The sequence below is a fragment of the Serratia sp. 14-2641 genome, assembly GCF_001692375.1.
GTDB lineage: Bacteria > Pseudomonadota > Gammaproteobacteria > Enterobacterales > Enterobacteriaceae > Chania > Chania fonticola_C.
Map to the genome: position 1 here is coordinate 130,295 of NZ_LXKR01000095.1, position 26,419 is coordinate 156,713.

A 26,419-nucleotide genomic window follows, 5' to 3' on the forward strand; every position below is an offset into this window, starting at 1 on the left:
ATCTGGCGATCAGGCCGCGCTGTCGGTGATCGGGTGTTTGACGATAAACACGTAGGACAGCGCCCCGATCAGGGTAACGCAGGAACAAATGGTCAGTGCCAGGCTGAATGAGTTGGTGGTATCCAGGATCCAGCCGGTGATCACCGGGGCAAACGAAGCGAACACAAAGCTGGCAAAGTTTTGAATGCTGCCCACCGAGGCGGTCATACGGGATGTGACCGCCACGTGGATCAGCCCCCAGCAGGAAGTACCGGCAAAGTGGATACAGAACAGCGCCATACTGATTAATGCCACCGCGCTGGTGGTGGTGGTAGCCTGTGCCACGACGGAGGTAAAACCAGCGGACAGCAGCATACCAGCGACGATACAGATTTTACGGCTCTTGAGCGGAGCCATGCCCCGACGCACCAGAAAGTCGGTGACAAAGCCGTTTGACAGCATGCCCGCCGCACCAAACAGGAACGGGATTGCCGCCAACATACCGGTACTTTTCAAATCCAGATGGTAGGTGGTCTGCAGGTAGCCCGGCAGCCAGGCCAGATACAGCCAGGCGGTGTAGTTGATGCCGCTAAAGCCGATCATCATCCCCCACATGGTGCGGTTTTTGAACAGCGATCGCCATTCCTTGAAGTTCATCGGTTCACGGCGTGCGCTCACGCTACCGGCGTTGAGATAGCTTTGCTCCTGCTCGGTGAGTTTGATGTCTTCACGGTTGCGATACAGCATGTACCAACCAATGGACAAGGCAATGCCCAGTAAACCAATGGTGATGAACATCCCGCGCCAGCCTAACAGCAGCATCATGGCGGTGAGGATTGGTGGGCTGATGGCTAACCCGATGGTGGAGGCCGAGTTAAAGATCCCCATCGGCATACCGCGATCTTTGATGTTGAACCAATCGTTGATGACTTTCACGCCGCAAGGGTTCATGGGGGCTTCGCCGATCCCCAGGCCGATACGCACCCAGATAAACTGGGTAAAGTTGTGGATCATGCCTGACATCGTCTGGAACGCAGACCAGACAAACATCCCCAGACCCAGCATAATACGCGGGCCTTTGCGATCCAGCAGCGGTCCACAGGGTAATTGAGCAATCCCATAGGCCAGCGAAAAGGCGGAAAGTAGCAGGCCGATCTCGGTGCCGCTCAACCCCATTTCTTCACGAATGGTGGAGTTGGCGACGGACAGCGAACTGCGATCGAGAAAATTAATCACGGCAGCAAAAAATAACAGGATCATTGCCGTAGTCTGGATTTTTTTAATTTTTGCAGAGCGCTCTGCTATGCCGCCTTTGGGTATAGGATTAATGCTATCTGAATAACTGTCCGCCGGTTCTTTTCCAGTGCTCACGGTGGTTATCTTTTCCATCACTCGCCTCTATATTCCGTATTAATAATAGTTATTCTTCCGGGGCATGGCCCTGGTTCGGTGTTAACAACGGTATGTCTTTCGGCAGTGAGCCTAGGCGGCGAAAATGTTTCATGGTGCTTTTTTTAACCGGTTCCGTGCGGCGGTTACGATTTTGCTGTTTTTAATCGGTTTTAAATCCCGTTTCACTCGGTTTTTTATCAATAAAAATCAGCAGGCATCCTGTTTGATGGAACGGATCATCGACTGTTTTGCAGTATCAAGATGGCGGTGAAGCTCACGGGCGGCCTCCTGATCGCTGCGGCAGATCAGGGCGCTTAAAATGGCCATATGCTCTTCAATCGCAATAATATTTCTTTGCTTCAGGTCGGTTTCATCCCATTGATAGTGGAAGTGAAAAATCACCGAAATGATTTCCAGCGACTGATTGAAAAACGGATTGTTGGCGGCCGACAGGATCAGGGTGTGGAAGTCACGATCCAGCTGAGAGAACAGCCGATAATTGTCGCTGATGGTGTCGCGCAACTCGCGATGGCGGTTCAACAGCTCTTTGGCCTGCAACCAGCGGCTGTCCTGTGCGGGCAGGTTGATAAAGCGTGATAGCGCGTGGGTTTCCAGCATTTGACGGAGTTCAAACAACTGCTCGGCATAGTTCTGATCAAATTTTTTCATGCTCCATTGGCCGCGGCGTACGTTGTCGATAAGGTCAAAGCGGCTGAAGCGCAGCAGGAATTCCCTCACCACTACCGGGCTGACGTTAACCGCGCGTGAAAGCTGCAATTCGGTGAATGAATCCCCCGCGCGCAGCTGCTTTTGGTTAATCATCTGATAGAACGCTTTCTCAAACAGCTTGCCTTGCTCGTCCAGCGAGTGGCTCATGCATTCAAAGCCGTCTTCTGCCAGCGGCATGCGCAGGATCACATAATCATCCTTGACCTTCTCCAGAACCCCACGTTGATGCAAATGCGTTAGCGTGTGGCGCACCGTGGTGCGACTGATGTTATACATTTCTGCCAGCCCAGCCTGGGAAGGCAGCGGTGAGCGGATATGGCCCTTGATGATGCCGTCGATCATCTGATTAACCACGTTCTGGCGGAGGTTTTGCGTTCTGCTCATGAGATCCCTCTGTGGGCTAAGGTGTTTTTTAAACATTTAAAACCCATTTAAACCGGTTTAATTTGTGCTGACTCACAAATTCTCCTCATCAGCACAATACGCCTGTTCTTTTTGCGGGATAACAGCGCCACATCACATGAGGAGGGATCATGACCACAATGAATACGCTAGTTTGTCTGGAGCCGACCCGGCTGGTTTACCAACAAAGGCCGGTACCGCAGCCTGCGCCTGACGAAGCGGTGCTAAAAATACTGACGGTAGGCATTTGCGGTACCGACATCCACGCCTGGTCTGGTCAGCAACCGTTCTTCAGCTACCCGCGGGTGCTGGGGCATGAAATATGCGGCGAGATTGTCAGCGTCGGTGGCCAGGTGAGTGAATTGCGCGTCGGGCAACGTGTGGCGGTGATCCCTTATGTCTCCTGTCATCACTGCGGAGCATGCACCAGCGGCAGGCCCAATTGCTGTGAAAATATCTCGGTGATTGGCGTGCATCAAGACGGCGGTTTTAGCGAGTTTTTAAGCGTGCCGGTGAGCAACCTGCTGGCCGTGGATGATGTGGAGCCCCAAGCGGCGGCGCTGATTGAACCATTCTCTATCAGTGCCCACGCCGTACGCCGAGCGGCCATCGAGCAGGGCGATCATCTATTGGTGGTAGGAGCAGGGCCGATTGGTCTGGGGGTTGCGGCTATCGCCAAGGCGGACGGGGCAACCGTGATCGTGGCCGATACCAGCGCAGAGCGCCGTGCCCATGTAGAAAAAATGCTTGGGCTGACCACGCTAGATCCGTCGGATACCGGTTTTGACGCGGCCTTAAGAGCCCAGTTTTCCGGCATGCTGGCGGCAAAAATCATTGATGCCACCGGCAATCAGCATGCGATGAACCATAGCGTCAACCTGATCCGCCATGGTGGCAGCATTACGTTTGTCGGCCTGTTCAAGGGCGATCTGCAGTTCTCCGATCCGGAATTCCATAAAAAGGAAACCACCATGATGGGGAGCCGCAATGCGACCAAAGAAGACTTTATCAAGGTTGGCCGATTAATGGCCGCCGGAAAAATAACTGCCGGGATGATGCTTTCTCATCAATTCGAATTTTCCACGCTGGCAGATATTTATGAAGCAGAAGTGATTAATAATAAACAGCTGATTAAAGGCGTGATTCATTTTAATTAACTTGATTACTCCCCAGGTCTTGCCGAGAGTAATTTACGGCCTGGGGGATCACCGGATGCAAGGATCAATAATGAAACAACTTAATCGTAGTGAATTTCCTGGCGCGCAATATCCCGAACGCATTATCCAATTCGGTGAAGGTAATTTCTTGCGCGCCTTTGTCGATTGGCAAATCGACCTGCTAAACCAGCATACCGGGCTGAATGCTGGCGTGGTGGTGGTGCGGCCAATTGACAGCCAGCAGCCGCCTTCGCTCAATACTCAGGATGGCTTGTATACCACAATTATCCGTGGGCTGAATGAGCAGGGGGAAGCGGTTTGCGAGCCACGCCTGATCCGTTCGGTCAACCGGGAAATCAACGTTTACCACCAGTACGACAGCTATCTGGCATTGGCTCGGGATCCGGCGATCCGCTTCGTGTTCTCCAACACCACCGAAGCGGGGATCAGTTATTTACCGGACGATAAGTTCACCGACGCTCCGGCGGCCAGCTTCCCGGCCAAGCTGACGCGGCTGCTGTTTGAGCGTTTCAGCCATTTTGACGGTGCTGCAGACAAGGGCTGGGTGCTGCTGCCGTGCGAGCTGATCGATTACAACGGCGAAGCGCTGAAAGAGTACGTGTTGCGCTATGCGCAGCAGTGGCAGTTACCGCAGGCGTTCACGGATTGGCTGAACGATTGCAACACCTTCTGCTCAACGCTGGTCGATCGTATCGTCACTGGCTACCCACGGGATGAAGTAGAGCAGTGGCAACAGCAGTTGGGGTATCAAGATAGCTTCCTCGACACGGCGGAACATTTCTATCTGTTTGTGATCCAGGGCCCGCAGTGGCTGGCGAAAGAGCTGCATCTGGATAAGTTGGATCTGAACGTCCACATCGTCGATGACATCAAACCTTATAAAGAACGCAAGGTAGCGATCCTCAACGGGGCGCATACGGCGCTGGTGCCGGTGGCGTTCCTGGCCGGTTTGAATACCGTGGGCGAGGCCATGAGCGACGAGCAGATCGGCGGCTATGTGGCACGCACCATTGCCGAAGAGATTATGCCGGTGCTCGATCTGCCGCAGGAAGAATTACGGCCATTTGCCGAAGCGGTACAGAATCGTTTCCGTAACCCGTTTATTCAGCACCAGCTGCTGTCGATTGCGCTGAACGGCATGACCAAATTCCGCACGCGTATTTTGCCGCAGTTACTGGCAGGCCAACAGAAAAATGCCGTGCTGCCGAAACGGCTGACCTTTGCTTTGGCGGCGTTGCTGGCCTTCTATCGTGGCGAACGGCAGGCGGGTAGCTATGCGTTACAGGATGATGCTCATTGGCTGACGAGGTTTGCAACGTTGTGGGCTGGAGTGGAACATCGTGACCTGACGCTCGCGGCGCTGGTAGAAAGCGTGCTGGCCGATGAGGCGCACTGGGGGCAAGATCTCAATGCCGTTCCTGGGCTTACCGCTGCCGTGACCACCGATCTGCAAGCTATTCTTGACCACGGAATGCGTGCGGCATTGAGTGAAATGGAACGCCGATAAAACCTCCATCCGCATATTTTAATCCTGCCAATCACGGGAAATGGCGTTGAACGTCATTTCCCGGCCATAAAACCATCATCTGCGTGTCATACAGTTATTTGTTAATAGGTGCCCATAAGATTAGCCACTGAAATCAGAGAAATCATATGGCGCAGGCACTGTTAAAACTGGCACCGACCGACTATCCAGGCCAGCAACCGATCCCGTTACGCAAGGTATTAGCGGTAAAAGGGCTAGGTAAGGCTTATCAATCTCAGCAACGCGTCCTCGACGACATCAATTTTGATCTGCACGCCGGGGAGTTTGTGGCGGTTATCGGCCGCTCCGGGGCCGGCAAGTCAACCCTGCTGCATACGCTGAACGGCACCATTCCTTCCAGCTGTGGAGAGATGCTGCATTTTGAGGACGATGGAGTTGCACAGGATATCGCGCAGCTCTCGGCCCGCCAGATGCGCCAGTGGCGCGCGCGCTGTGGCATGATCTTCCAGGATTTTTGCCTGGTCCCCCGGTTGGATGTGATCACCAACGTGCTGCTTGGCCGCCTCAGCCACACCTCGACGCTGAAATCCTTCTTCAAAGTGTTCGACGATGCTGACCGCGCACGGGCCATCGAGTTGTTGCAATGGCTGAATATGCTGCCGCATGCACTGCAACGTGCAGAGAACCTGTCCGGCGGCCAAATGCAGCGCGTCGCTATCTGCCGTGCCCTGATGCAAAACCCCAAAATTCTGCTGGCCGATGAGCCGGTTGCCTCGCTCGATCCGAAAAACACCCGCCGCATTATGGATGCGCTACAGAAAGTCAGCGAGAACGATATCGCGGTGATGGTGAACTTGCACTCGGTCGAACTGGTGAGGGAATACTGCACCCGGGTGATTGGCATCGCCCAGGGCAAAATCATTTTCGACGGCCACCCGTCGCAGCTTAACGAACGTGTTTTGCAGCAGCTGTATGGCGAAGAAGCCAATCAGATCCATTAATCACTTGAACGTCACCTTTATCTTTTCACACAGGGCATGCGCAATGAAAAAAGTATTCACACTGACCACCATGATGGCCGGCGTAATGATGGTATTTAATGCAGGTGCAGCGGAAGCGCCGAAAGAGTTGAACCTGGGGATCCTGGGTGGGCAGAACGCTACCCAACAGATTGGCGATAACCAGTGTGTGAAAGATTTTCTCGATAAAGAGCTGAACGTAGACACCAAGCTGCGTAACTCTTCCGACTACTCTGGCGTGATCCAGGGCCTGCTCGGGGGCAAGATCGATCTGGTGTTGAGCATGTCGCCTTCGTCATTTGCTTCGGTGTATATCAAGGATCCCAAGGCGGTCGATCTGGTGGGGATCGCAGTGGATGATACCGATCAGTCACGCGGTTATCACTCGGTAGTGGTGGTGAAAGCCGACAGCCCCTACAAAAAGCTGGAAGACCTGAAAGGCAAATCCTTCGGCTTTGCGGATCCGGATTCGACCTCCGGTTTCCTGGTGCCAAACCAAGTGTTCAAGAAGCAATTTGGCGGCACGCCGGATAACAAATACAACAACTTCTTCTCCAGCGTCACCTTCTCTGGTGGCCATGAGCAGGACGTACTCGGCGTGTTGAACGGCCAGTTTGAAGGTGCGGTCACCTGGGCCTCGATGATTGGCGATTACAACACCGGCTATACCAGCGGAGCCTTCAACCGCATGATCCGTATGGATCATCCGGATTTGATGAAGCAGATCCGCATTATCTGGCAGTCGCCGCTGATCCCGAATGGCCCGATCCTGGTGAGCAACTCCCTGCCTGCGGAGTTCAAAGCCAAGGTGGTTACCGCCATCAAGAAGCTGGATACCGACAACCATCAGTGCTTTATCAAGGCGATGGGCGGCAAGCAGCACATTGGCGACGTCAAGCTGGCGGAATACCAGACCATTATCGATATGAAGCGTGAGCTGACCAAGGGCGATCGCTAAGGCTGACTACGTTCTCGGCCCCTCACCCTAACCCTCTCCCACAGGGAGAGGGGACTGACCGAGTCACAAATTAATGACTGTATTCAACCTGTACCTTGGACGTGCTACAGATTGGCTTCATGTCCTTGCCCATAACACCGATCTAGCTCCCTCTCCCTGTGGGAGAGGGTAGGGGTGAGGGGACAATACTCTCCACTACAAGAAGATGGAAAGCGATTTTGAATACCGACTTTGCACACTACTACCAACGGATCCGCAGTAAGCAGAAGCGTGAAACCCTGCTCTGGTCGCTCGGGCTGGTAGCGCTTTATCTTGGCGCAGGCAATATTGCCGAGTTCAACCTGCATACCGTCTGGGTGTCGATCCCCCATTTCTTTGACTATCTGGCAGAAACCATCCCGGTACTGCACTGGCCGCTGCTGTTCGCCGACGGCCATACCGAAGGCTCCTTCGCCTATTGGGGCTACCGGCTGCATATCCAATTACCGCTGATTTGGGAAACCTTACAGCTGGCGCTGGCGGCGACCATCCTTTCCGTGCTGGTGGCAGGCGGGCTGGCCTTTTTGGCGGCCAATAACACCCACAGCCCGGCGACGCTGCGCTTTGCCATCCGCACGCTGGTGGCGTTCTTGCGCACCATGCCGGAGCTGGCCTGGGCGGTGATGTTTGTGATGGCGTTTGGCATCGGCGCCATTCCCGGTTTTATGGCGTTGGCGCTACACACCATCGGCAGTCTGACCAAGCTGTTCTATGAATCGATCGAAACCGCCTCCAACAAGCCGGTGCGCGGGCTGGCCGCCTGTGGGGCCACGCCGTTACAGCGCATGCGTTTCGGCCTGTGGCCGCAGGTCAAACCGATCTTCCTGTCCTACAGCTTTATGCGGCTGGAAATCAACTTCCGCCAGTCGACCATCCTCGGCCTGGTAGGTGCAGGCGGAATTGGTCAGGAACTGATGACCAATATCAAACTCGACCGTTACGATCAGGTCAGCATGACGTTGTTGCTGATTATCGTGGTGGTTTCGCTGCTGGATTACGCCTCCGGTGAATTACGTAAACGCGTTGTCGAGGGGAAAGCCTAATGTCCGTTCAGCCGATCTCTGCCACCAATCTGCAGCAACTCAAGCAGCAGAACCCGGAAATCTTCTCACGCCAAGGGCGCTATCTGCGTACCCTCGGCATGATTACCGTGGCGATTGTGTTGTATTACGTCTTCTTCTTCCTGGTGTTTGGCATTTCCTGGCCGCAGTTTGCCAACGGTTGCCAACAGATTAGCCGCTACTTTATGCGGATGTTTGTCTGGCATGACTTTGCCAACTGGCCGTTTGGCTATTATTTCCAACAGATCTTTATCACTCTGGCGATCGTGTTTGCCGGCACCATCACGGCAACGCTGCTCGCTTTACCGCTGTCGTTTCTTGCCGCGCGCAACGTGATGTCCTCGCCTGTGCTACGGCCAATTGCGACGCTGGTACGCCGCCTGCTGGATATTCTGCGGGGGATTGATATGGCTATCTGGGGCCTGATTTTCGTGCGTGCCGTGGGCATGGGGCCGCTGGCCGGGGTGTTGGCCATCGTGATGCAGGATATCGGCCTGCTTGGCAAACTGTATGCCGAAGGCCACGAAGCGGTGGATAAATCCCCCAGCCGTGGGCTGACGGCAGTGGGGGCCAATGGGCTGCAAAAACACCGCTATGGCATTTTCACCCAATCCTTCCCGACTTTCCTGGCGCTGAGCCTGTACCAGATTGAGTCCAACACCCGTTCGGCGGCGGTGCTCGGCTTTGTCGGGGCAGGAGGGATCGGCCTGGTCTATGCCGAGAACATGCGGCTGTGGAACTGGGACGTGGTGATGTTTATCACTCTGATCCTGGTGGTGGTCGTGATGCTGATGGACAAGATCTCCGCCATCCTGCGTAACAAATATATCGTTGGCGAAGAAATTCCGCTTTACCCGAAAAATCAGTAACCTCTGCGGGTAAACCCTGGTTTGCCCGTGGAAATTCCATTGAGAAACCCCCGCCGGATCCCTATACTGCCGCCATGCAAGGTGTGCAGCGCTGCACGCCTCTCCTGATTGACAAGCGAAAGGCTATTCCATGATTAACAATGATGTGCTGCGCAGCGTGCGCTACATGCTGGCTATTAATGACGCGAAGATGGTAGAGATCGTCAAGCTGGACGGTTTTGACGTCGATGTCGCAGCCATGGGGACCTACATGATCAAGGAAGGCGAGCCGGGTTTTGCCAACTGCCCCGACGAAGTGATGGCCCATTTCCTCAATGGTCTGGTGTTCTTCAAGCGTGGCAAAGACGATAAATTCCCGGCACCGGCGGTAGAGCTGCCGATCACCAACAACCTGGTGCTGAAAAAGCTGCGTGTGGCGTTTGAACTGAAAGATGTCGATCTGCACCAGATTTTTACCGCGGTGGAATTCCGTATCTCCAAGCCTGAGCTGAGCGCGCTGTTCCGCAAAGAGGGCACCAAAAACTATCGCCCATGTGGCGATCAGATGCTGCGCTACTTCCTGAAAGGGCTGACCCAGCGCATACGCGGCGCCTAATCCTGCGTATCACGACATCAGGCGTCCTCATCGAGGGCGCTTTTTTTTTGTGCACCCTGCATTTGTCGATCATACTCAGTACGATGCCGCCTGACGGTAGAACATGTCCGAACTTTCCGACTGAAATAAGGGAATTATGACGACAGCACCCACCACGTTGCCGCCGGTGTTAACCAGCACGGCAATAGAACAAAAAATCCTGCGCAGGTCGATCTTCTGCACGCTGTTTATTGCCAGTGCCGGGATCGTGTTTGGGATTGTCTGCGGTTCCATGTCGATCGTGTTTGACGGCATGTTCTCGGCGTTGGATGCAGGCATGTGTTCATTATCCCTGCTGGTATCCCGCCTGCTGGGGCAACCCCATAGCCGCCGTTTTCAGTATGGGTTCTGGCATGTCGAACCGCTGGTGCTGGCATTTAACGGCAGTTTACTGACGTTGCTGTGTCTGTATGCCTTTGTGAACGCCGTCAAAGGCATTGCCGACGGAGGGCGCGAGCTTGAGCTGGGCTGGGCGATTGTCTATGCCGTTACCGTCAGCCTTTTCTGCTTTACCCTCTATGTTAAGCAAACCCGGCTGAATAAGCAGGTTAAATCGGAACTGATCGCGCTGGATAACAAAAGCTGGCTGATGTCGGCCTGCATCAGTTCGGCGCTATTGGTGGCTTTTATTCTTTCCTGGCTAATGGAAGGAACCCGTTATGAGCAACTCAACGTCTATGCCGACCCTGTCGCGCTGGCACTGTTGACGCTGGTCTTGATCCCGGTGCCGATCAAAACGGTAAAATCTGCCATTCAGGAGGTGCTGCAGATGACGCCGGACAGCCTGGATGCCAAGGTGGAAGCCATTATGGCGCAGCTGACGCTGGAGTATGGCTTCCTGGATTATTCCAATTACGCCACCCGCGTTGGCCGTGGGCTGTTTATTGAGATCCACATCGTGATCCCGCCAGAGATGGAACACAGCGGCGTTCACAAGCTGGATAAAATCCGTGACCAGATAGCCGACGCCATTGGTGAAGATAGCCCGCACCGTTGGCTGACCATCTCCTTTACCCATAATGCCAAGTGGCTATAGGTTTTTCGCCATCACCCACATGGCCACGGATTGGCTGACGCTGGTATAGCTCTCCTCGCCCACGATCGCCATACCTTGGCGCTGATAAAAGCGTTGGCCAGCCACGTTACTTTTCAGCACGTCCAGCCACAGGATTGGTTGCTGTCTCTCGATGGCACGTCGCTGTACTTCGGCATATAGCCGTTCACCATAGCCGCGCCCGGCAAATTGTGGCAGAAAATAAATCTTCTGCAGCTCGGCCCCGAGGGTTGCGGTCGCTGCCTGCAGGCTGTCGAAATTAAGCTTGGCAAAGCCTACCGGCGTCTCCCCCTCATAGGCAAGCAGCCAGCAAGTATCGCGGTCTCGCAATGAAGGCTCCAACGCTTGTTCGGCAAAATCCTTGGTCAGAAACGCCTGCAACTCCTGCTGGTTTTGCCAAAGTTCAGCAAAGTGAGCGAGGTAGCTGGCAATCCCGATTTCCCGCACGGTCGCTAAATCAGCGGGCAACGCTTGACGGATCGTGAACACGATAGCCTCTTTGTTAGTGGTTAGTTGACTCATCTTGGGCGATCGGCTGCTTGCCGCTCAGGGCACCCCATTCGCTCCAGGCACCGTCATAGAGTTTCACCTGCTTGGCACCCAGTGATTGCAGGCCAAAGGCCAGCACGGCGGCGGTGACGCCAGAACCACAGCTGACGATGGTGGGCGCGTCGATATCGACCCCTTTTTCTTCGAAGGTTTTTTTCAGCGCCTCAAGTGATTTGAAACGTCCGTTCTCCAGCAGATCGCCATACGGAATATTGATGCTGCCAGGAATATGGCCACGGTGCAGGCCTGGGCGCGGTTCCGGGGCTTGGGCATAGAATCGTGGTGCGGCACGGGCGTCGAGGATCTGCCGCTGGTCGTTCATCGCCTGTTCAACCTGCTGCATATCCACCACCGCTTCGGCATTAAAGTGCGCGCGGAAGGTCGCGGGGGTAGGGTTTGCAGGGCCGATTTCCAAGGCGTTACCGCGCGATGTCCAACCCTGCAAACCTTCATCGAGCACGAATACGTGCTGTGCGCCAAAATTACGGAACGTCCACCAACCGCGTGGGGCAGAGAACTGATTGCCTCCATCATAGAAAACAATGGTCTGTTGGTCATTGATGCCCAGTTTACCTGCGGCGGCGGCAAAGGCTTCTGCCGTGGGTAGCATATGCGGCAGCGTCGTATTTTTATCCGCGACATCATCAATATCGAAATACACCGCACCGGGTATATGGCCCCGTTCAAATTCGGCCAACATGTCTTGCTTCGGCACCTGACCGACAGGCGCCATACGCACGTCAACCAGCGTCAGATTTTCATCGTTGATATGTTGCTCAAGCCATTGCGCGGTCACTAAAAAAGCAGAGTTCATGGTTATTGTTCGCCTGTCAGGACAAAGAAGGTTTTCACTATACCTCAACGATCTCGCATATTGGTATGCTGCGGTTTGAAAGGGAGCGGGACAGATGATTGACGAAGACTTTGGCGGGGCGAAAATCGCCTTGCTGTACGGCGGCCAGGTGCTGGTTTACCTGCGTGATGACAACCCGGCGATCCCCTGGCCCGGTTGCTGGGACTTGCCCGGCGGCGGACGTGAAGGGGACGAAACTCCGGTGCAATGTGTGCAACGGGAAACCGAGGAGGAGTTCGGTATTCTATTGCCTGCACGGCAAATTGTCTGGCAGCAGCGTTACGCCGGGATCACGCCTGGCTCGCCGCACACCTGGTTTATGGTGGGGGAAATCACCTTGGCACAGATTGCGGCGATCCGTTTCGGTAATGAAGGGCAGTGCTGGCAAATGATGCCTGCGGATGAATTTGTGCGGCACCCGCAGGGCATTGCCCATCTGCGTCAGCGGCTAGCGGATCGCCTGGCCCATCTCGGCTAGCCGGACACGCTCGATCAACGCCTCGAGCTGGTGCTCGGAAAATACTTCGATGCCATGTTGGCGTAGTAGTTCAGCGGTGACACCACTGCCGGGTTGGGTTTGACCGTTGAATGCGCCGTTGTAAATGGTCTGGCTCCCGCAGGAAGGGCTGCGATCGCTCAGCAGGGCAAAGCGGCAGCCATGCAGGCGAGCGGTATCCAGCGCCAGATGGGCACCCAACAGATACTGGTCGGTGACGTCGTTCCCTTGCACGTCGATCACTCTGGCCCGGTTGGCTATCACTTCAGCGCCATCGGAAGCGGCAGCAATCTCTGCCGGTGGGCGCGGCGTGGAGAAACCGGCGGCCAATTCGGGGCAGCACACCACCAATCGACCCTCTTTTTGCCACTGCTGTAAGGTGGAATCGATAATGGTTTTGCTGGAGGCGTTATAACGTACGTTGAAACCGGCCAGGCAGGCACTGAGCAAGATTTTCGGCGGCATGAGGTGTCTTCTGTTGAGGGGGCGAAAGTGTGGCATCAAGGCCCACACGCGCGGCTTTATAATAGCAGCGCGGTTTAGCTTAATACCAGCCGTACCTCCCCACTATTTTGCTAACCCTGTGTTCTTTATCCACCGCGTTTTATGAGGGCAGTCACGGATCCGTGGCAAAGTTGATTATCGGCTTGTTAACGAAATTTAAATTTCATATAAATAAATAATGATTTTTATTTTCCAAAAATAGGCAAGGGAGAAAACGATGAAACAGGTGCGCGTTGGATTAATCGGTACTGGCTATATTGGCCGCTGTCATGCTATCGCCTATGCACAGGTAGGCACGGTGTTCCCGCTGAAAGGGGAGCTGGTGTTGGAGATGCTGGCGGAAGTCACACCCGAGCTGGCAGCCCAGCGTGCGGCGGAGTTTGGCTTCGTACGTTCAACTGGTGACTGGCGCGAACTGGTGGCCGATCCCGCCATAGACGTGGTGGATATCTGTGCCCCGAACTTCCTGCATAAAGAGATGGCCCTGGCGGCTATTGCACAGGGCAAGCATGTTTATTCCGAGAAGCCGCTGGCGCTGAATGCGCAAGACGCCGCCGAGATGGTGCAGGCCGCGCGGGCCAAAGGGGTCAAAACCCTGGTGGGGTTCAACTATATGAAAAACCCGACCAGCCAGTTGGCGCGGGAAATCATTGCCAACGGTGAAATTGGCGAGGTGGTGCATTTTTACGGTACGCATAATGAGGATTATCTGGCCGACCCGCGTACGCCGATCGACTGGCACTGCCGTAAAGCCAGCGCCGGGCTTGGGGCGTTGGGCGATCTGGCGGCACACATCGTGAACATGGCGCATTATCTGGTGGGGGATATCGTCGCGGTGTCGGGCGATATGCAAATCCTGATCAAACAGCGGCCCGATCCGAACAACCCGGCCAAGATGTGCCAAGTCGAAAACGAAGATCAGGCCAGCGCGCTGGTGCGCTTTGCCAATGGCGCGATGGGCACCCTCGAAACCTCACGCATTGCCTGCGGGCGCAAAATGGGCCTGACTTATGTGGTGACCGGCACCAAGGGCACCTTGAGTTTCACTCAGGAACGCATGGCCGAACTGAAGCTGTATCGCCATGATGAACTGGCAGAGCGGCAGGGCTTCAAAACCATCATGGTAGGGCCAAAGCACCCGGATTACGCCGCGTTTTGCATCAGCGCCGGGCATGGCATTGGCTTTAACGATCAGAAAACGGTGGAGATCCGCGATCTGGTCAATGGCATTGCCGCGGGCGATCGGATGTGGCCGGATTTCGAGGAAGGCTGGAAGGTATCCTGTGTACTGGATGCGATTGCCGCCTCTGCCGAACAGCGCCGCTGGCTGGATATCAACCGCGATTGACTCTGGTGACTTGTGGAGGCGGCTAACGATGCTATCCCGTAGTGCCTTGCATGCAGCGCCCATTTGGCAGCATGCAAGGCACTTGGATGGTTAAAACGCAAAGCAAGAACAGCCGAATGCGCCCCAGAAGGCATTCTCGTTAGAGATGGGAATGCTGGAGCGGCGGGCAATATCATGCTGGTGAGCATGAACGCCACAAGGACCGCAACACTGGTGTGCCTGGCTTAATGTACCTACCTTGCTGGTGGTTGCGGGCGGTGCTGAGCGATAATGTCCCGGTACATTGACCACCGGTGACCATTCAGGCAGTACCGGTAACGGCGGCGGAGAGAACGGAGAGAAACTGCCCGCAGCATAGACAACTTTGCCATCCACCACGGTCATGACCGACTCAATTCCCTTGATCTGCTCTTCCGGTACGCTGAAGTAATCCTGTGACAGCACGGCCATATCCGCCAGTTGTCCCACCTTGATCTGGCCCTTTTTCCCTTGTTCGGTAGAGAACCAGGCACTGCCCTGTGTCCAAAGCATTAATGCCGTTTCACGATCCAAACGAGCCTGATCGTCATACATTGCCATACCGCCGACCGTACGGCCAGAAACCAGCCAGTACAGCGCTGTCCAAGGGTTGTAACTGGCGACGCGGGTGGCGTCGGTGCCTAGTCCAACCGGCAGTTCTGCCGCCAACATTTTGGCGACCGGTGGAGTCTGTTTGGTGGCTTCGATGCCATAGCGTTCGGCAAAGTATTCCCCTTGAAACGCCATGCGGTGCTGTACGGCGATACCGCCCCCGAGGGCTTTCACTCGCTCGATATTACGCTCAGAAATGGTTTCCGCATGGTCAAAAATCCAATGCAGACCAGCAAAGGGGATTTCGCGGTTGACCTTCTCAAACACGTTCAGCATTCGGCTGATAGATTCATCGTAAGTGGCATGCAAACGGAACGGCCAGCGGTGTTCCACCAGATGGCGTACCACGCGTTCCAGCTCATCCTCGGTGCCTTCAGGCAAATCCGGGCGAGGTTGCAGAAAGTCTTCGAAGTCGGCCGCCGAGAACACCAGCATTTCACCCGCGCCGTTATGGCGGTAAAAGTCCGTTCCCTGGCCGGGTTTGAGCATATCGGTCCACAGCTGGAAGTCTTCCAACTCCTGCTTTGGCCGTTGGGTAAACAGGTTGTAGGCGATACGCAGTGTCAGCTGTTGTTTTTCGTGCAGTTCCGCGATGACCTGATAGTCCTCGGGATAGTTCTGGAAACCGCCGCCTGCGTCAATCGCGCTGGTCAGGCCCAGGCGGTTGAGTTCGCGCATAAACTGGCGGGTGGAGTTCACCTGTTGTTCCAGCGGCAGCTTCGGCCCCTTGGCTAAGGTGGCGTAGAGGATCATGGCATTGGGCTTGGCGATCAACATTCCGGTTGGGTTGCCGTTGCCGTCGCGCTGGATTTCGCCCCCCGGCGGGTTTGGTGTGTCCTTGGTGTAGCCCACCACTTTCAGCGCAGCGCGGTTAAGCAGGGCGCGATCGTACAGATGCAAAATAAATACCGGCGTGTCTGGGGCGGCGGCGTTGATTTCATCCAACGTAGGCATACGGCGCTCGGCGAACTGGAACTCGGTCCAACCACCGACCACTCTGACCCACTGTGGGCTGGGAGTACGCAGTGCCTGTTCCTTGAGCATACGTAAAGCATCGGCCAGCGAAGGCACGCCTTCCCAGCGTAGTTCCAGGTTGTAATTCAAACCACCCCGGATCAGGTGCAGGTGTGAATCATTCAGGCCGGGCACCGCCGTATGGCCTTGCAGGTCGATGATCTGGGTTTCCGGCCCGGCGTGTTGCATGACGTCGCTCTCACTACCGACGGCCAGAAACTTACCGTCCTTGATCGCCACGGCCTGAGCGGTGGGATTTTCGCGATCGACGGTATGGAATTTACCGTTGCTGATGATCAATGAAGCGGTGTGACTCATAACGTTTTCCTTTAATGGCGGGTGAGCCATTGATGAAACAGACGGGTAACCAACGGCATCCACAGGAATACCACCAGGGCGACAACGCTGGCATCATTGAGTAAATGCCCAGCCAGCGTGCCGCTCAGTTCCGGCAGCAGCTTGCCCCAAAACCAAGGCACCAGATTGGTCGAAGGGAAAATCACCAGCAGTGTGATTAAAAACTGTTTCCACTTGGCCGGTGGCCGCACGTTGGCGCTGGCAGGTGTGAACCAGAACTCGGCTCCGGGGCGGATCTCAATATGATCGCTCCCCTGCAGCAGTGGTGTAACTTCTTCGATATATTTCAGTCGCTGTGGCGAGTGGATCCAGCGGTATAAATTGTCCAGATTATCGAAGCGTACCAGCACTGTATAAGCCTGCTGATTACCGGAGGGGCGGATGACGTTAACGCCTAGATGGCCGTCAAACTGGGCGGCATCGGGCATGATGCGTTTTAACCAGGCTTCATAGGCTGGTTCCTGGCCTGGAGCCAGATGGTGAGTGATCACCAGCGTAACGTGTTGCTGATGGGACATGGATCCAGCTCCTGAAAAACCCCGGCGCGCGGCCGGGAGGGTAATGCGGTCAGTCAAGGTGAGCCCTGCGCGGTTTTACTTGCCGCTGCGAGCCGGGGCGTGATGCACCAGAGTGTAAGCATAGTCAACGCCCATCCCGTAGGCACCGCTGTGTTCACGTACCAGATCCATCACCGCATCGTAGGTTTCTTTACGTGCCCAATCGCGTTGGTACTCGAGCAGCACCTGTTGCCAGGTGACCGGAATGGCCCCAGCCTGCACCATGCGATCGATAGCGCGCTCATGGGCATCCACCGAGGTGCCGCCAGAGGTGTCTGTGACCACATAAACCTCATACCCGGCTTCCAGTGCCATCAATGCCGGAAAGGTCAGGCAGACCTCGGTCCACAGGGCGGAGATCACCAGTTTTTTACGGCCAGTGGCCTCCACGGCTTTAACGAATGCCGCATCTTCCCAGGAATTCATCGAGGTACGTTCAATCGGGGTGAGTTCTGGATGCACCGCCAGCAGTTCCGGCCAGATATAGCCGCTGAAACTTTCGCTTTCGACCGAGGTAAAAATAGTGGGGACATTAAAGATGCTGCCGGCTTTTGCCAGCGCTACCACGTTGTTTTTCAGCTGTTGGCGATCGATATTGGCCACGCCAAAAGCCATTTGCGGTTGATGATCGATAAAGATGAGTGCGGAATTTTTTGGATCAAGCAGTTCAAACTTCGACATAATGTACCTTCCAATTGTATTACCGTGAATAAGACGGATGCGCTGTATCAATGGAATGAATGGTAGGTAGGTGCCGTTTTCAAAGATAGCGTAGAATTTTTACCTTCTTGTTAAGTTTTTTTATCTATGGGAGAAAGGGGTGAGACTAAACCTGGAAGCGCTATTGATCCTGGACGCGCTGGATCGTCATGGATCATTTGCCGCCGCGGCCGCCGCGCTGTTTAAAACGCCTTCAGCCCTGAGCTACATGGTGCAGAAACTGGAGAGCGATCTGGCGATCACGCTGCTCGATCGCTCCGGCCACCGGGCAAAATTCACCGCTACCGGCAAGCTGATGCTGGAAAAGGGGCGGATATTGCTGCGTGCTGCGCAAGATCTGGAGCAGCAGGCGCGCTATGTAGAAAGTGGCTGGGAGAGCGATCTCACCCTGGCGGTGGATGCATCGTTCCCTTTTGCCCGGCTGTTACCGCTGATTGATGAGTTTTACCGTAATCACCACCACACCCGGCTGCGTTTCAGTCATGAAGTGCTGGCTGGCTCCTGGGAGGCGCTGATACACGGCTGTGCCGATATTATTATCGGTGCGATTTGTGAGCCACCTTCGCGCGCTGGCTATGCTTTTAGCCCGCTAGGGCAGTTGGAGTATGTGTTTGCGGTAGCCCCGCACCATCCGTTGGCCGCCCAGCCGGAACCGTTGCAGAAAAGCACCATCCGCCAGCATCGGGCAGTGGTGGTTCATGACTCATCGCGGGTGAATTCACCGCAAAGTCTGCACGTGCTGGATGAGCAGGATCAACTGACGGTATTCAGTTTTGAGGCCAAATTGCAGGCGCAGTTGGCCGGGTTGGGCTGCGGCTATCTGCCTCATTATCTGGCAGAACCTCATCTGAAAACCGGCCAGTTGGTGGCGAAAAGCGTGGAAGCAGAGCGTGATAGCGACACTGCCTACTTCGGCTGGCGAGAAAGTGCTACCGGCTTGGCCAGCCTCTGGTGGCGTGAGCGATTGCAAGCTTATGCCGTGATGGGGGAATGATTCTGTCAGGTTAGCAGAGCAGGCTAACACGTGGTCTGTTCTTGTCTTCCAGGGGCGGCATCCATGAACGAAACGTCATGATGCTGATTTTTAACTTTGCTTTACCACTTTTGTTATTTTGAGCGCCGATCCGCTTCGCTGATACTGAGAAAAATAGCCTCAGCGAGCCGGAAAATGCCCTCAGCCAAACCCCATAGCCACTATCTGCACGACGAACAACGTGCCTGGATCCAACAGCTTAACCGGCAATGGGTCTGGCGGCTGGAGCTGCCGACCTGGGGCATTATGCTGCTGGTTTACGGCAGTTGGTTCGGTGTGGTGCATTACTGGCAGCAGCTTGGCCCCTGGCTGGGCGCACCGCTGCTGACGCTGGCGACTACCTGGTATCTCTCGTTGCAGCATGAGCTGATCCACGGCCATCCTACCCGGTGGCCACGGCTCAACCAACTGTTCGGCCTGCTTCCCCTGGCGGTGTGGTATCCCTACGGGCTGTACCGCGACAGCCATATTCAGCATCACCGTGACGATCATCTGACCCAACCTGCCGAAGATCCGGAAAGTTACTATTTCAGCCGGGCGCAGTGGCAACGGTTTCCTGTTTTGCTGCCTCTGTTGGCCAAGGTGCGTAACACCCTGATTGGGCGAGTCACGCTTGGCCCAGCATGGGATATTGCCGCCACGCTGGCGAATGCCCTGAAAGCCATATTGGCAGGGGGGCTGCGTACCTTGGCGATGTGGCTGGTACACGCTGCTCTGTTGGTGGCTCTGCTCGCCTGGCTGCAAACTCAGGGCATTTCTGCCGCCTTTTATCTGCTGGCGGTGAGCTACCCGGCGCTGGGGTTGACCAAAATTCGCTCGTTCTATGAGCATCGCGCGGTGGACGCTCCGCAGGCACGTTCTATTATTAATGAGGCCTCTTGGCCGTGGCGGCTGCTGTTTCTCAATTTGAACTATCATTTAGTGCATCATGATTTACCCGGTTTGCCTTGGTATGGCCTGCGAAAAATTTATCTGGCAGAGCAACAGGCCTACCGGCAACGCAGCCAGGGATTTGTGGTGCAGGGCTATGGCAACTGGTTTGTCGACCATGCCGTAACGCCAATTGCTGTTGAAGTACACCCGTTTGAACAGGAGAGTGTCGGGAAACAGCATGTGATACGCTGGACCCATACCGCGCAGGATTTTCCAATCGATCTGGCGAAATAGCCGGAAGGCATCATCAAAGAGGATAAAGCATGGCTATTACCCCATTACGCGCACGTTTTTTGGCATTGGCTTTGACCGTTCTGGCGGGAGCCAGCGGTGTTGCACAGGCGGCCGATACGGTACGCGTGGGTTCTAAAATTGATACCGAAGGTTCGTTGCTTGGCAACATCATTGTGCAGGTGCTGGAAGCCAACGGCATCAAAACCACCAACAAACTGCAGCTAGGCACCACCAAGGTACTGCGTGGTGCGATCACCTCCGGCGAGATTGATATCTACCCGGAATACACCGGTAACGGTGCCTTCTTCTTCTCCGATGAAAAAGATCCGGCGTGGAAAAACGCTCAGGCCGGGTTCGAGAAGGTGAAAAAGCTCGACTATGACCAGAACAAAATCGTCTGGCTGGATGCCGCCCCGGCAAACAACACCTGGACGATCGCCGTTCGCCAGGACGTGGCGCAGGCCAACCATCTGAAAACCCTGGCAGATCTCGCCAAGTGGATCAACGACGGCGGTAAGTTCAAACTGGCAGCATCGGCAGAGTTTATCGAACGCCCGGACGCGCTACCGGCCTTCCAGAACGCTTATGGCTTCAAGCTTAATCAGGATCAGTTGCTGTCACTGGCTGGCGGCGATACGGCGGTGACCATCAAGGCAGCGGCGGAACAAACCTCTGGGGTGAATGCGGCGATGGCGTATGGGACCGATGGCCCGGTGGCCGCGCTGGGCCTGCAAACCTTGGAAGACCCACAGGGCGTACAGCCAATTTATGCCCCGGCTCCGATTATTCGTGAAGCAACGCTGCAGCAACACGCCAATATCGCCGAATTGCTCAAACCGGTATTCGCTACGCTCGACGGCCCAACCTTGCAGCAGTTGAACGCGCAGATCGCCGTAGAAGGCCAGGATGCCAAACAGGTTGCGGTCAATTATCTGAAACAGAAAGGGTTGATTAAGTAACCTTGATTTGACGACTGAATCTGATATTGCCCCTCACCCCAACCCTCTCCCACAGGGAGAGGGAGCTGGTACGGAGCAGCCATTAAGGGCAGGATTCAATCTGTGGCATGAGTAATCCTCTCTTCCTTTGGGAACTGATACGGAGCAGGATTCAATCTTTAGAACGTTTAATCCCCTCCCCGCAGGAGATGGAACGGATGCGGCATTGGGGTTAGGTGCAGGAGCCTATTTGTGGCACGTTCAGTCCCCTCTCCCTGTGGGAGAGGGTTAGGGTGAGGGGACGTCAGCTTACGCGTAGCTATGCATTCTGCGCTTAACTGGCTGATTAGACCCTGGGAGTGATTTTGATTATTGTCTTGAAAAACCGCGTATTACTGACCTTGTTTATTTTGCTGCTGCTTGCGGCCTTTGGCCTGCCGTTCCTCAGTTATGCCCCTAATCGCCTGCTGTCTGGCAAGAGTATCTCTCTGATTTCACTGTTGCATGGCCCGGCGCTGTGGTTGCTGCTGCCATTACTGGCGTTAGCCGTACTCAGCCTGTTGACCCCCACGCGCAATCGGGCGCGGCTGACCGCCTGCGTTGCCGCTGTTCTATTGGCGATGATCTTTTGGTTGAGCGGCTATACCGCTCAGCAACTGGCATTGCAGGGCTCGCCGTTGGCACGCACTTCCTGGAGCAGCGGCTGTGCGCTAATGGCAGCATTGAGCGGCCTGATCGCTGCAGATGCCATGACGCGGATCACCCCCTCGCACCTGTGGCGCATTCTGGGTAACGCCCTGGTGCTGCTACCTGCTGCGCTGTTGCTGTTTACCCATCAGTTGGACCAGCTTTCCCTGCTGAAGGAGTATTACAACCGGCAAGAGGTATTTGATGCCGCGTTACTACAGCATTTGACCATTTTGCTGGCTACCTTGGTACCGGCTCTGCTGATTGGCGTGCCGTTGGGTGTGTTGTGTTTTCGTTCAACCCGCTGGCAGGGTCCCATCTTCTCTACGCTGAATATCATCCAGACCATCCCTTCCATTGCGCTGTTTGGCCTGTTAATCGCCCCGTTGGCCGGGCTGGCGGCGGCGCTACCTTGGCTGGCTAACTTGGGTATCAGCGGTATCGGCATGGCCCCGGCGATTGTGGCATTGGTGCTCTATGCCCTGTTGCCGCTGGTGCGCAGCGTGGTCGCTGGTTTGCAAAGCGTGTCCGCCAGCGTGATTGAGTCCGCCAGCGGCATGGGAATGACGCGTGGGCAGATTTTCTTTGGCGTACAGCTGCCACTGGCATTGCCACTGTTCCTGACCGGCGTGCGGATCCTGGCGGTTCAAACCGTGGGAATGGCGGTGGTGGCCGCGCTGATCGGTGCCGGGGGTTTTGGTGCGATCGTGTTTCAAGGATTACTCAGCAGCGCGCTGGATCTGGTGCTGCTCGGGGTGATCCCGGTGATTGCCATGGCGGTGATCGTCGATTCGCTGTTTAAATTCATAATTTCAATGTTGGAAGTGACTGCCAGATGATTAACTTTGACCGGGTAAGCAAGATTTTTCAGGGGAAACCGGCGGTGGACGATCTCTCGTTGAGCATGGCGGAAGGGGAGTTTACCGTGCTGATCGGCACTTCCGGCTCTGGCAAATCCACCACTTTGAAGATGATCAACCGCCTGATCGAGCATGATAAAGGCAAGATCAGGTTTGCCGGTGAGGAGATCCATAAGTTCAAGCCGCAGGATTTGCGCCGCCGAATGGGCTACGCCATCCAGTCGATCGGCCTGTTCCCCCATTGGACGGTAGAAGAGAATATCGCCACGGTGCCGCAGTTGCTGAAGTGGCCACGGACACGGATCCGCGATCGGGTGACTGAGCTGATGGAGCTGCTGCAACTGGAGCCGGAACAGTTCCGCCGCCGCTATCCACATCAGCTTTCCGGTGGACAGCAACAGCGGGTTGGGGTGGCACGGGCGCTGGCCGCCGATCCTGAGGTGTTGCTGATGGACGAACCCTTTGGTGCGCTCGATCCGGTGACCCGGGCCTCATTGCAGGCTGAGATTGCCCGCATTCATCAACTTTCTGGCCGCACCATCGTACTGGTGACGCACGATATCGATGAGGCGCTGGGGCTGGCCGATCGGATCGTGCTGCTCGATCAGGGGCGAGTGGTGCAGCAAGGCACTCCGTTGGAGCTGTTAACCAACCCGGTGAATGATTTTGTGCGTGACTTCTTTGGCCGCAGCGATCGGGGGATCAAGCTGTTGGCGTTGGGCACGGTAGCCGAAAGGGTGCGGCCGGGCGAGGCGGATGGGGACCCCATCCAGGCCATGATGAGCCTGCGTGAGGCGCTGTCGGTGTTTGTTGCCCGAGGCAGCGAACGTTTACCGGTGGTTGACGAACAGGGGCAAGCGCTTGGCGTTTTGCATTTCAGCGATTTGATTACACACAAGGCGCTATCATGAATATCACGCGCTGGTGGCGCGATCCGCTGCCGTGGACATTTACTCTGCTAGTGGCGTTGGTCTTTGGCATGAACCATCTGCACGGCCTGTTTGCCGCTTGGTTCCCACAGTTGGATAGGCCGGTGTATCAGCAGGACAGCTTCTTCTCGCTGGTTGTTGCGCATTTATCGCTAGTAGCCGTATCGAGCCTGATTGCGGTAATGATTGGCGTAACCGCTGGCATTGCGGTGACGCGCGGTGCCGGGCGGGAGTTTCGCTCATTGGTGGAAACCGTGGTTGCCGTTGGGCAGACTTTTCCACCGGTCGCGGTATTGGCGGTGGCGGTACCGGTAATGGGCTTTAGTGAGCAGCCAGCGATTATTGCGCTGGTGCTGTATGGGTTATTACCGATCCTGCAAGGCACCTTGACCGGGATAGAGTCGGTTCCGGCGGGGACGCGTGAAGTGGCTCAAGGGGTGGGGATGAACCGCTGGCAAGTTTTGTGGCGCGTTGAGTTGCCGCTGGCGGCCCCGGTGATCGTCGCGGGGATCCGTACTTCGGTGATTATCAATATCGGCACGGCGGCGATAGCCTCGACGGTGGGCACCAAAACGTTGGGAACGCCGATCATTATTGGCCTGAGTGGCTTCAATACGGCGTATGTGATCCAGGGAGCGGTGGTAGTGGCGTTGTTGGCGATCATTACCGACATGCTGTTCGAACGCTGGGTATGCTACCTCACCGCCTGGCGTCAGCAACGGCTGACTGTCTCATCTTCTGCGGGGTAACTTCCATGGCGATAGTCTCTTTACCGATGTACGGCGTTAGCCACCAACAGGTGGAACCGTTCTGGCAGGCGCTACGCGATAAGCTGCGGCAACTGGGTATGGCGGAGGTTCCCCAGACGCTGAGTTGGCCGCAGGATTTGCCGCAACACTGGCAGCGGCCGGATCTGCTACTTAGCCAGACCTGCGGTTATCCATTGGTGACGGTGCTACCACAGGTACAGCTGGTGGGCACTTACCATTACCGCGTGGAAGGTTGCAGCGGAGCGAACTACAGCAGTTGGCTGGTAGTGCGTGAGGATGAACCGGCTGAGCGTCTGGAAGATTTTCGCGATCGCGTGGTGGCGTATAACAGCCGGGATTCGCAGTCGGGGTATAACAGCCTGCGAGCCTTGATTGCCCCGTTGGCGCGAGAAGGGCGTTTTTTCCGCCAGGCGATCGCCTCTGGCAGCCACTATCAATCACTGGAGATGATCCTGGAGGGGCAGGCGGATATTGCGGCCATCGACTGTATCAGCTTTGCCCTATTGAAACGGGCACGGCCACAGGCCGTTGCTGGGCTGAAGATTATTGGCCGTACCGCTGCGGTACCGGGCTTGCCGTTGATCACGGCGGCCGGAACCCCAGACTCACAATTGGCAATCCTGCGCACTGCGGCCAGTGCAATGGTCAACCATACGGCCAGTGAAAGCCTGCTGATCGGCGATTTTAGTCTGGTGCCGCGTGCCGCTTATCAGCGGGTGGCCGAGCTTGAAAGGCTGGCGGCCAACGCTGGCGTAACGGCGTTATAAAGCAGGTTATTTCGCTTGGATAGTGGCCGTTGGGGCGCTATCGGCTGCGGCATCGTTGGTGGTTGTGGTCTCTTCTTGTGGCGTGGTGGAACGGGTGTACATATTCAGCCCGGCCAGAAAGACGCCGCTCAGAGAGCCGAAGGCGCATAAGGCGATGACGATGAGGAACGCTTTTTTCCGCATAATGATGATTTCGCAGGTTGTCCAGAACAGCGGGAATTATAGCCCCTTCACCGGGTGAAACAACACTCGTTTAATTGGGGGTATGCGGACTGCACCAATCCTCTCGTCTTTTTGGCCGGGATCGGGTTCGCAACTGATGTTCAAAGGTTTTGCGAGGCGGATTCAGAACCCATTCGTTCATAATGTGCGCCGATGACAGCCTATGGTAGGTTTTTTTATGTTAAGTCCAAGGATGACCGACATGAAAAAAGCCACCTCCACCCCGCATGATGCGGTATTTAAGCAGTTCCTCACCCATCCAGACACGGCCCGTGATTTCCTGGAATTACATGTGCCGCCTGCCTTACTGCAGTATTGCGATCTGAACACGCTAAAGCTGGAACCCGGTAGTTTTATCGAGAGCGACCTGCGTGCCCATTACTCTGACGTACTTTACTCGTTGCGAACCGAGAGAGGGGATGGTTATGTGTACGTTTTGATCGAACATCAAAGCTCGCCCGACAAACATATGGCATTTCGTTTAATACGCTATGCCATTGCGGCAATGCAACGCCACCTTGAGGCAGGACACGACCAGCTTCCTCTGGTTATTCCTGTGCTCTTTTATCACGGCCAGGTGGCGCCTTATCCCTACTCAATGAGTTGGTTAGAGGAATTCAGTGAGCCTGAACTAGCCAGGCAGCTCTATGCGGGGCATTTTCCGTTGGTTGACGTTACCGTCATTCCGGACGATGAAATCATGCAGCACCGCCGCATGGCCATTCTTGAGTTGTTGCAAAAGCATGTACGCCAGCGTGACCTGGTTGAGCTGTTAGAACAACTGGTCACATTGTTGTTGGCCGGATACACTACCAAAGAGCAACTCATATCATTGGTGAACTATATGCTGTTGGTGGGGAAGGCAACCGAACCGGAGACGTTGCTCCGTGAGTTGGCCAGACGCGCGCCGCGGCATGAGGAGGAATTGATGACTATTGCAGAATATCTTGAGCAAAAAGGTTTCGAGAAAGGGATAAAGCAAGGCATAAAGCAAGGCATGGAAAAAGGGCGGGAAACCGTGTTGGAAATAGCGAGTTCTATGCTGGCTGAAGGCTTTGAACGTGCCATGGTGATGAAGTTGACCGGTCTTTCGGAAAACGATTTGGCACAAATCCACCACTCACATTGACGGCCGGGCTGGTGACATAGTGACACCAGTTTTTTATTCCCCAGCAGACAGGCTAAGGGAAGAATGCCTGCTTCCCTTTCCTTGTGTGG

The 26,419-nt window shown here is 55.4% G+C and carries 27 protein-coding genes; 18 read left to right on the plus strand and 9 right to left on the minus strand.

Annotated elements, in window-relative coordinates:
* Positions 1 to 9 precede the first annotated feature (9 nt).
* Both A6U95_RS27535 and A6U95_RS27540 read right to left on the minus strand, forming a co-directional pair.
* Positions 10 to 1,368, minus strand: coding sequence for an MFS transporter (locus A6U95_RS27535; RefSeq protein ID WP_024527456.1), 1,359 nt, complete (start codon positions 1,366 to 1,368; stop codon positions 10 to 12).
* Between the two features lie 210 nt (positions 1,369 to 1,578).
* A complete protein-coding gene (locus tag A6U95_RS27540; RefSeq protein WP_021805171.1) occupies positions 1,579 to 2,484 on the minus strand; it encodes a GntR family transcriptional regulator in 906 nt (301 codons plus the stop codon).
* Positions 2,485 to 2,633: 149 nt separating this feature from the next.
* Here A6U95_RS27540 and A6U95_RS27545 point away from each other — a divergent pair, with 149 nt between their 5' ends.
* From A6U95_RS27545 to A6U95_RS27580, 8 genes are all read left to right on the plus strand, one after another.
* Entirely contained in the window at positions 2,634 to 3,659 is a 1,026-nt protein-coding gene (locus A6U95_RS27545; protein ID WP_065686806.1) for a zinc-binding alcohol dehydrogenase family protein, read from the plus strand.
* Positions 3,660 to 3,729: 70 nt separating this feature from the next.
* Positions 3,730 to 5,187: a tagaturonate reductase gene (locus tag A6U95_RS27550; protein WP_065686807.1), complete on the plus strand. Its 1,458-nt coding sequence runs from the start codon at positions 3,730 to 3,732 to the stop codon at positions 5,185 to 5,187.
* A 146-nt stretch (positions 5,188 to 5,333) separates the two neighbouring features.
* Positions 5,334 to 6,167 (plus strand): phosphonate ABC transporter ATP-binding protein, encoded by an 834-nt coding sequence (phnC, locus tag A6U95_RS27555; RefSeq protein ID WP_024487078.1) that lies wholly within the window; start codon positions 5,334 to 5,336, stop codon positions 6,165 to 6,167.
* Positions 6,168 to 6,210: 43 nt separating this feature from the next.
* Complete coding sequence (gene phnD / locus A6U95_RS27560; protein WP_065686808.1) at positions 6,211 to 7,143, plus strand: phosphonate ABC transporter substrate-binding protein; 933 nt, start codon at positions 6,211 to 6,213, stop codon at positions 7,141 to 7,143.
* Positions 7,144 to 7,361: 218 nt separating this feature from the next.
* A complete protein-coding gene (gene phnE, locus A6U95_RS27565; protein ID WP_024486430.1) occupies positions 7,362 to 8,225 on the plus strand; it encodes a phosphonate ABC transporter, permease protein PhnE in 864 nt (287 codons plus the stop codon).
* Entirely contained in the window at positions 8,225 to 9,112 is an 888-nt protein-coding gene (gene phnE, locus A6U95_RS27570; RefSeq protein ID WP_065686809.1) for a phosphonate ABC transporter, permease protein PhnE, read from the plus strand. The genes phnE (A6U95_RS27565) and phnE (A6U95_RS27570) overlap by 1 nt, the downstream gene beginning before the upstream one ends.
* A gap of 130 nt (positions 9,113 to 9,242) precedes the next feature.
* Positions 9,243 to 9,707 carry a DUF1456 family protein gene (locus tag A6U95_RS27575; protein WP_021180467.1) on the plus strand — a complete coding sequence of 155 codons (465 nt, stop codon included), beginning with the start codon at positions 9,243 to 9,245 and terminating at the stop codon, positions 9,705 to 9,707.
* Between the two features lie 136 nt (positions 9,708 to 9,843).
* Positions 9,844 to 10,782, plus strand: coding sequence for a cation diffusion facilitator family transporter (locus A6U95_RS27580; RefSeq protein ID WP_065686810.1), 939 nt, complete (start codon positions 9,844 to 9,846; stop codon positions 10,780 to 10,782).
* Here A6U95_RS27580 and A6U95_RS27585 read toward each other — a convergent pair.
* Both A6U95_RS27585 and sseA read right to left on the minus strand, forming a co-directional pair.
* Positions 10,777 to 11,289 (minus strand): GNAT family N-acetyltransferase, encoded by a 513-nt coding sequence (locus tag A6U95_RS27585; protein ID WP_065686811.1) that lies wholly within the window; start codon positions 11,287 to 11,289, stop codon positions 10,777 to 10,779. The two genes, A6U95_RS27580 and A6U95_RS27585, sit on opposite strands and share 6 nt — an antisense overlap.
* A gap of 13 nt (positions 11,290 to 11,302) precedes the next feature.
* Positions 11,303 to 12,163 carry a 3-mercaptopyruvate sulfurtransferase gene (gene sseA, locus A6U95_RS27590; protein WP_065686812.1) on the minus strand — a complete coding sequence of 287 codons (861 nt, stop codon included), beginning with the start codon at positions 12,161 to 12,163 and terminating at the stop codon, positions 11,303 to 11,305.
* A gap of 94 nt (positions 12,164 to 12,257) precedes the next feature.
* Between sseA and A6U95_RS27595 the strand changes: the two genes are divergently transcribed.
* Positions 12,258 to 12,680 carry an NUDIX hydrolase gene (locus A6U95_RS27595; protein WP_065686813.1) on the plus strand — a complete coding sequence of 141 codons (423 nt, stop codon included), beginning with the start codon at positions 12,258 to 12,260 and terminating at the stop codon, positions 12,678 to 12,680.
* Here A6U95_RS27595 and A6U95_RS27600 read toward each other — a convergent pair.
* On the minus strand, positions 12,651 to 13,163 hold the full coding sequence (locus A6U95_RS27600) for a DUF523 domain-containing protein (RefSeq protein WP_065686814.1): 513 nt from the start codon (positions 13,161 to 13,163) through the stop codon (positions 12,651 to 12,653). The two genes, A6U95_RS27595 and A6U95_RS27600, sit on opposite strands and share 30 nt — an antisense overlap.
* A 256-nt stretch (positions 13,164 to 13,419) precedes the next feature.
* Here A6U95_RS27600 and A6U95_RS27605 point away from each other — a divergent pair, with 256 nt between their 5' ends.
* Positions 13,420 to 14,550 (plus strand): Gfo/Idh/MocA family oxidoreductase, encoded by a 1,131-nt coding sequence (locus A6U95_RS27605; RefSeq protein ID WP_065686815.1) that lies wholly within the window; start codon positions 13,420 to 13,422, stop codon positions 14,548 to 14,550.
* Between the two features lie 90 nt (positions 14,551 to 14,640).
* On the opposite strand, the gene A6U95_RS27610 is transcribed toward A6U95_RS27605, so the two are convergent.
* The 3 genes from A6U95_RS27610 to A6U95_RS27620 all read right to left on the minus strand — a co-directional run bounded on the left by A6U95_RS27610 (position 14,641) and on the right by A6U95_RS27620 (position 17,789).
* Complete coding sequence (locus A6U95_RS27610; protein WP_065686816.1) at positions 14,641 to 16,512, minus strand: amidohydrolase; 1,872 nt, start codon at positions 16,510 to 16,512, stop codon at positions 14,641 to 14,643.
* Between the two features lie 11 nt (positions 16,513 to 16,523).
* Positions 16,524 to 17,069 (minus strand): antibiotic biosynthesis monooxygenase, encoded by a 546-nt coding sequence (locus tag A6U95_RS27615; protein WP_065686817.1) that lies wholly within the window; start codon positions 17,067 to 17,069, stop codon positions 16,524 to 16,526.
* A 75-nt stretch (positions 17,070 to 17,144) separates the two neighbouring features.
* Positions 17,145 to 17,789, minus strand: a complete 645-nt coding sequence (locus tag A6U95_RS27620; RefSeq protein ID WP_065686818.1) for a hydrolase — start codon at positions 17,787 to 17,789, stop codon at positions 17,145 to 17,147.
* A 139-nt stretch (positions 17,790 to 17,928) separates the two neighbouring features.
* Between A6U95_RS27620 and A6U95_RS27625 the strand changes: the two genes are divergently transcribed.
* The 7 genes from A6U95_RS27625 to A6U95_RS27655 all read left to right on the plus strand — a co-directional run bounded on the left by A6U95_RS27625 (position 17,929) and on the right by A6U95_RS27655 (position 24,979).
* The gene (locus A6U95_RS27625) at positions 17,929 to 18,822 is read left to right on the plus strand and encodes a LysR substrate-binding domain-containing protein (RefSeq protein WP_065686819.1); all 894 of its coding nucleotides are present in this window, start codon (positions 17,929 to 17,931) and stop codon (positions 18,820 to 18,822) included.
* A gap of 174 nt (positions 18,823 to 18,996) precedes the next feature.
* The gene (locus A6U95_RS27630; RefSeq protein WP_065686820.1) at positions 18,997 to 20,028 is read left to right on the plus strand and encodes a fatty acid desaturase; all 1,032 of its coding nucleotides are present in this window, start codon (positions 18,997 to 18,999) and stop codon (positions 20,026 to 20,028) included.
* Between the two features lie 29 nt (positions 20,029 to 20,057).
* Positions 20,058 to 20,987: an ABC transporter substrate-binding protein gene (locus tag A6U95_RS27635; protein WP_024486419.1), complete on the plus strand. Its 930-nt coding sequence runs from the start codon at positions 20,058 to 20,060 to the stop codon at positions 20,985 to 20,987.
* 350 nt (positions 20,988 to 21,337) lie between these two features.
* Entirely contained in the window at positions 21,338 to 22,492 is a 1,155-nt protein-coding gene (locus tag A6U95_RS27640; RefSeq protein WP_186531807.1) for an ABC transporter permease, read from the plus strand.
* Positions 22,489 to 23,424, plus strand: coding sequence for an ABC transporter ATP-binding protein (locus A6U95_RS27645; protein ID WP_065686822.1), 936 nt, complete (start codon positions 22,489 to 22,491; stop codon positions 23,422 to 23,424). Before A6U95_RS27640 ends, A6U95_RS27645 begins: the two co-directional genes overlap by 4 nt.
* The gene (locus tag A6U95_RS27650) at positions 23,421 to 24,191 is read left to right on the plus strand and encodes an ABC transporter permease (RefSeq protein ID WP_065686823.1); all 771 of its coding nucleotides are present in this window, start codon (positions 23,421 to 23,423) and stop codon (positions 24,189 to 24,191) included. The genes A6U95_RS27645 and A6U95_RS27650 overlap by 4 nt, the downstream gene beginning before the upstream one ends.
* 5 nt (positions 24,192 to 24,196) lie before the next feature.
* Positions 24,197 to 24,979 (plus strand): PhnD/SsuA/transferrin family substrate-binding protein, encoded by a 783-nt coding sequence (locus A6U95_RS27655; RefSeq protein WP_074423415.1) that lies wholly within the window; start codon positions 24,197 to 24,199, stop codon positions 24,977 to 24,979.
* 6 nt (positions 24,980 to 24,985) lie between these two features.
* Here A6U95_RS27655 and A6U95_RS31330 read toward each other — a convergent pair whose 3' ends face one another.
* The gene (locus A6U95_RS31330; protein ID WP_173409588.1) at positions 24,986 to 25,162 is read right to left on the minus strand and encodes a hypothetical protein; all 177 of its coding nucleotides are present in this window, start codon (positions 25,160 to 25,162) and stop codon (positions 24,986 to 24,988) included.
* Positions 25,163 to 25,403: 241 nt separating this feature from the next.
* On the opposite strand from A6U95_RS31330, the gene A6U95_RS27660 reads away from it, so the two are divergent.
* Complete coding sequence (locus A6U95_RS27660; protein ID WP_024527477.1) at positions 25,404 to 26,330, plus strand: Rpn family recombination-promoting nuclease/putative transposase; 927 nt, start codon at positions 25,404 to 25,406, stop codon at positions 26,328 to 26,330.
* The last annotated feature ends 89 nt before the right edge of the window (positions 26,331 to 26,419 follow it).

Coding starts and splice junctions, on each gene's coding strand:
- A6U95_RS27600 (WP_065686814.1), bottom strand. CDS start 13,163: ATGCCGCCGAAAATCTTGCTCAGTGCCTGCCTGGCCGGTTTCAACGTA.
- A6U95_RS27630 (WP_065686820.1), top strand. CDS start 18,997: ATGCCCTCAGCCAAACCCCATAGCCACTATCTGCACGACGAACAACGT.
- A6U95_RS27655 (WP_074423415.1), top strand. CDS start 24,197: ATGGCGATAGTCTCTTTACCGATGTACGGCGTTAGCCACCAACAGGTG.
- A6U95_RS27550 (WP_065686807.1), top strand. CDS start 3,730: ATGAAACAACTTAATCGTAGTGAATTTCCTGGCGCGCAATATCCCGAA.
- A6U95_RS27540 (WP_021805171.1), bottom strand. CDS start 2,484: ATGAGCAGAACGCAAAACCTCCGCCAGAACGTGGTTAATCAGATGATC.
- A6U95_RS27605 (WP_065686815.1), top strand. CDS start 13,420: ATGAAACAGGTGCGCGTTGGATTAATCGGTACTGGCTATATTGGCCGC.
- A6U95_RS27660 (WP_024527477.1), top strand. CDS start 25,404: ATGAAAAAAGCCACCTCCACCCCGCATGATGCGGTATTTAAGCAGTTC.
- A6U95_RS27545 (WP_065686806.1), top strand. CDS start 2,634: ATGACCACAATGAATACGCTAGTTTGTCTGGAGCCGACCCGGCTGGTT.
- phnD (WP_065686808.1), top strand. CDS start 6,211: ATGAAAAAAGTATTCACACTGACCACCATGATGGCCGGCGTAATGATG.
- A6U95_RS27575 (WP_021180467.1), top strand. CDS start 9,243: ATGATTAACAATGATGTGCTGCGCAGCGTGCGCTACATGCTGGCTATT.
- A6U95_RS27620 (WP_065686818.1), bottom strand. CDS start 17,789: ATGTCGAAGTTTGAACTGCTTGATCCAAAAAATTCCGCACTCATCTTT.
- A6U95_RS27650 (WP_065686823.1), top strand. CDS start 23,421: ATGAATATCACGCGCTGGTGGCGCGATCCGCTGCCGTGGACATTTACT.
- A6U95_RS27615 (WP_065686817.1), bottom strand. CDS start 17,069: ATGTCCCATCAGCAACACGTTACGCTGGTGATCACTCACCATCTGGCT.
- A6U95_RS27535 (WP_024527456.1), bottom strand. CDS start 1,368: ATGGAAAAGATAACCACCGTGAGCACTGGAAAAGAACCGGCGGACAGT.
- phnE (WP_065686809.1), top strand. CDS start 8,225: ATGTCCGTTCAGCCGATCTCTGCCACCAATCTGCAGCAACTCAAGCAG.
- A6U95_RS27645 (WP_065686822.1), top strand. CDS start 22,489: ATGATTAACTTTGACCGGGTAAGCAAGATTTTTCAGGGGAAACCGGCG.
- A6U95_RS31330 (WP_173409588.1), bottom strand. CDS start 25,162: ATGCGGAAAAAAGCGTTCCTCATCGTCATCGCCTTATGCGCCTTCGGC.
- A6U95_RS27610 (WP_065686816.1), bottom strand. CDS start 16,512: ATGAGTCACACCGCTTCATTGATCATCAGCAACGGTAAATTCCATACC.
- A6U95_RS27635 (WP_024486419.1), top strand. CDS start 20,058: ATGGCTATTACCCCATTACGCGCACGTTTTTTGGCATTGGCTTTGACC.
- A6U95_RS27580 (WP_065686810.1), top strand. CDS start 9,844: ATGACGACAGCACCCACCACGTTGCCGCCGGTGTTAACCAGCACGGCA.
- A6U95_RS27595 (WP_065686813.1), top strand. CDS start 12,258: ATGATTGACGAAGACTTTGGCGGGGCGAAAATCGCCTTGCTGTACGGC.
- phnC (WP_024487078.1), top strand. CDS start 5,334: ATGGCGCAGGCACTGTTAAAACTGGCACCGACCGACTATCCAGGCCAG.
- sseA (WP_065686812.1), bottom strand. CDS start 12,163: ATGAACTCTGCTTTTTTAGTGACCGCGCAATGGCTTGAGCAACATATC.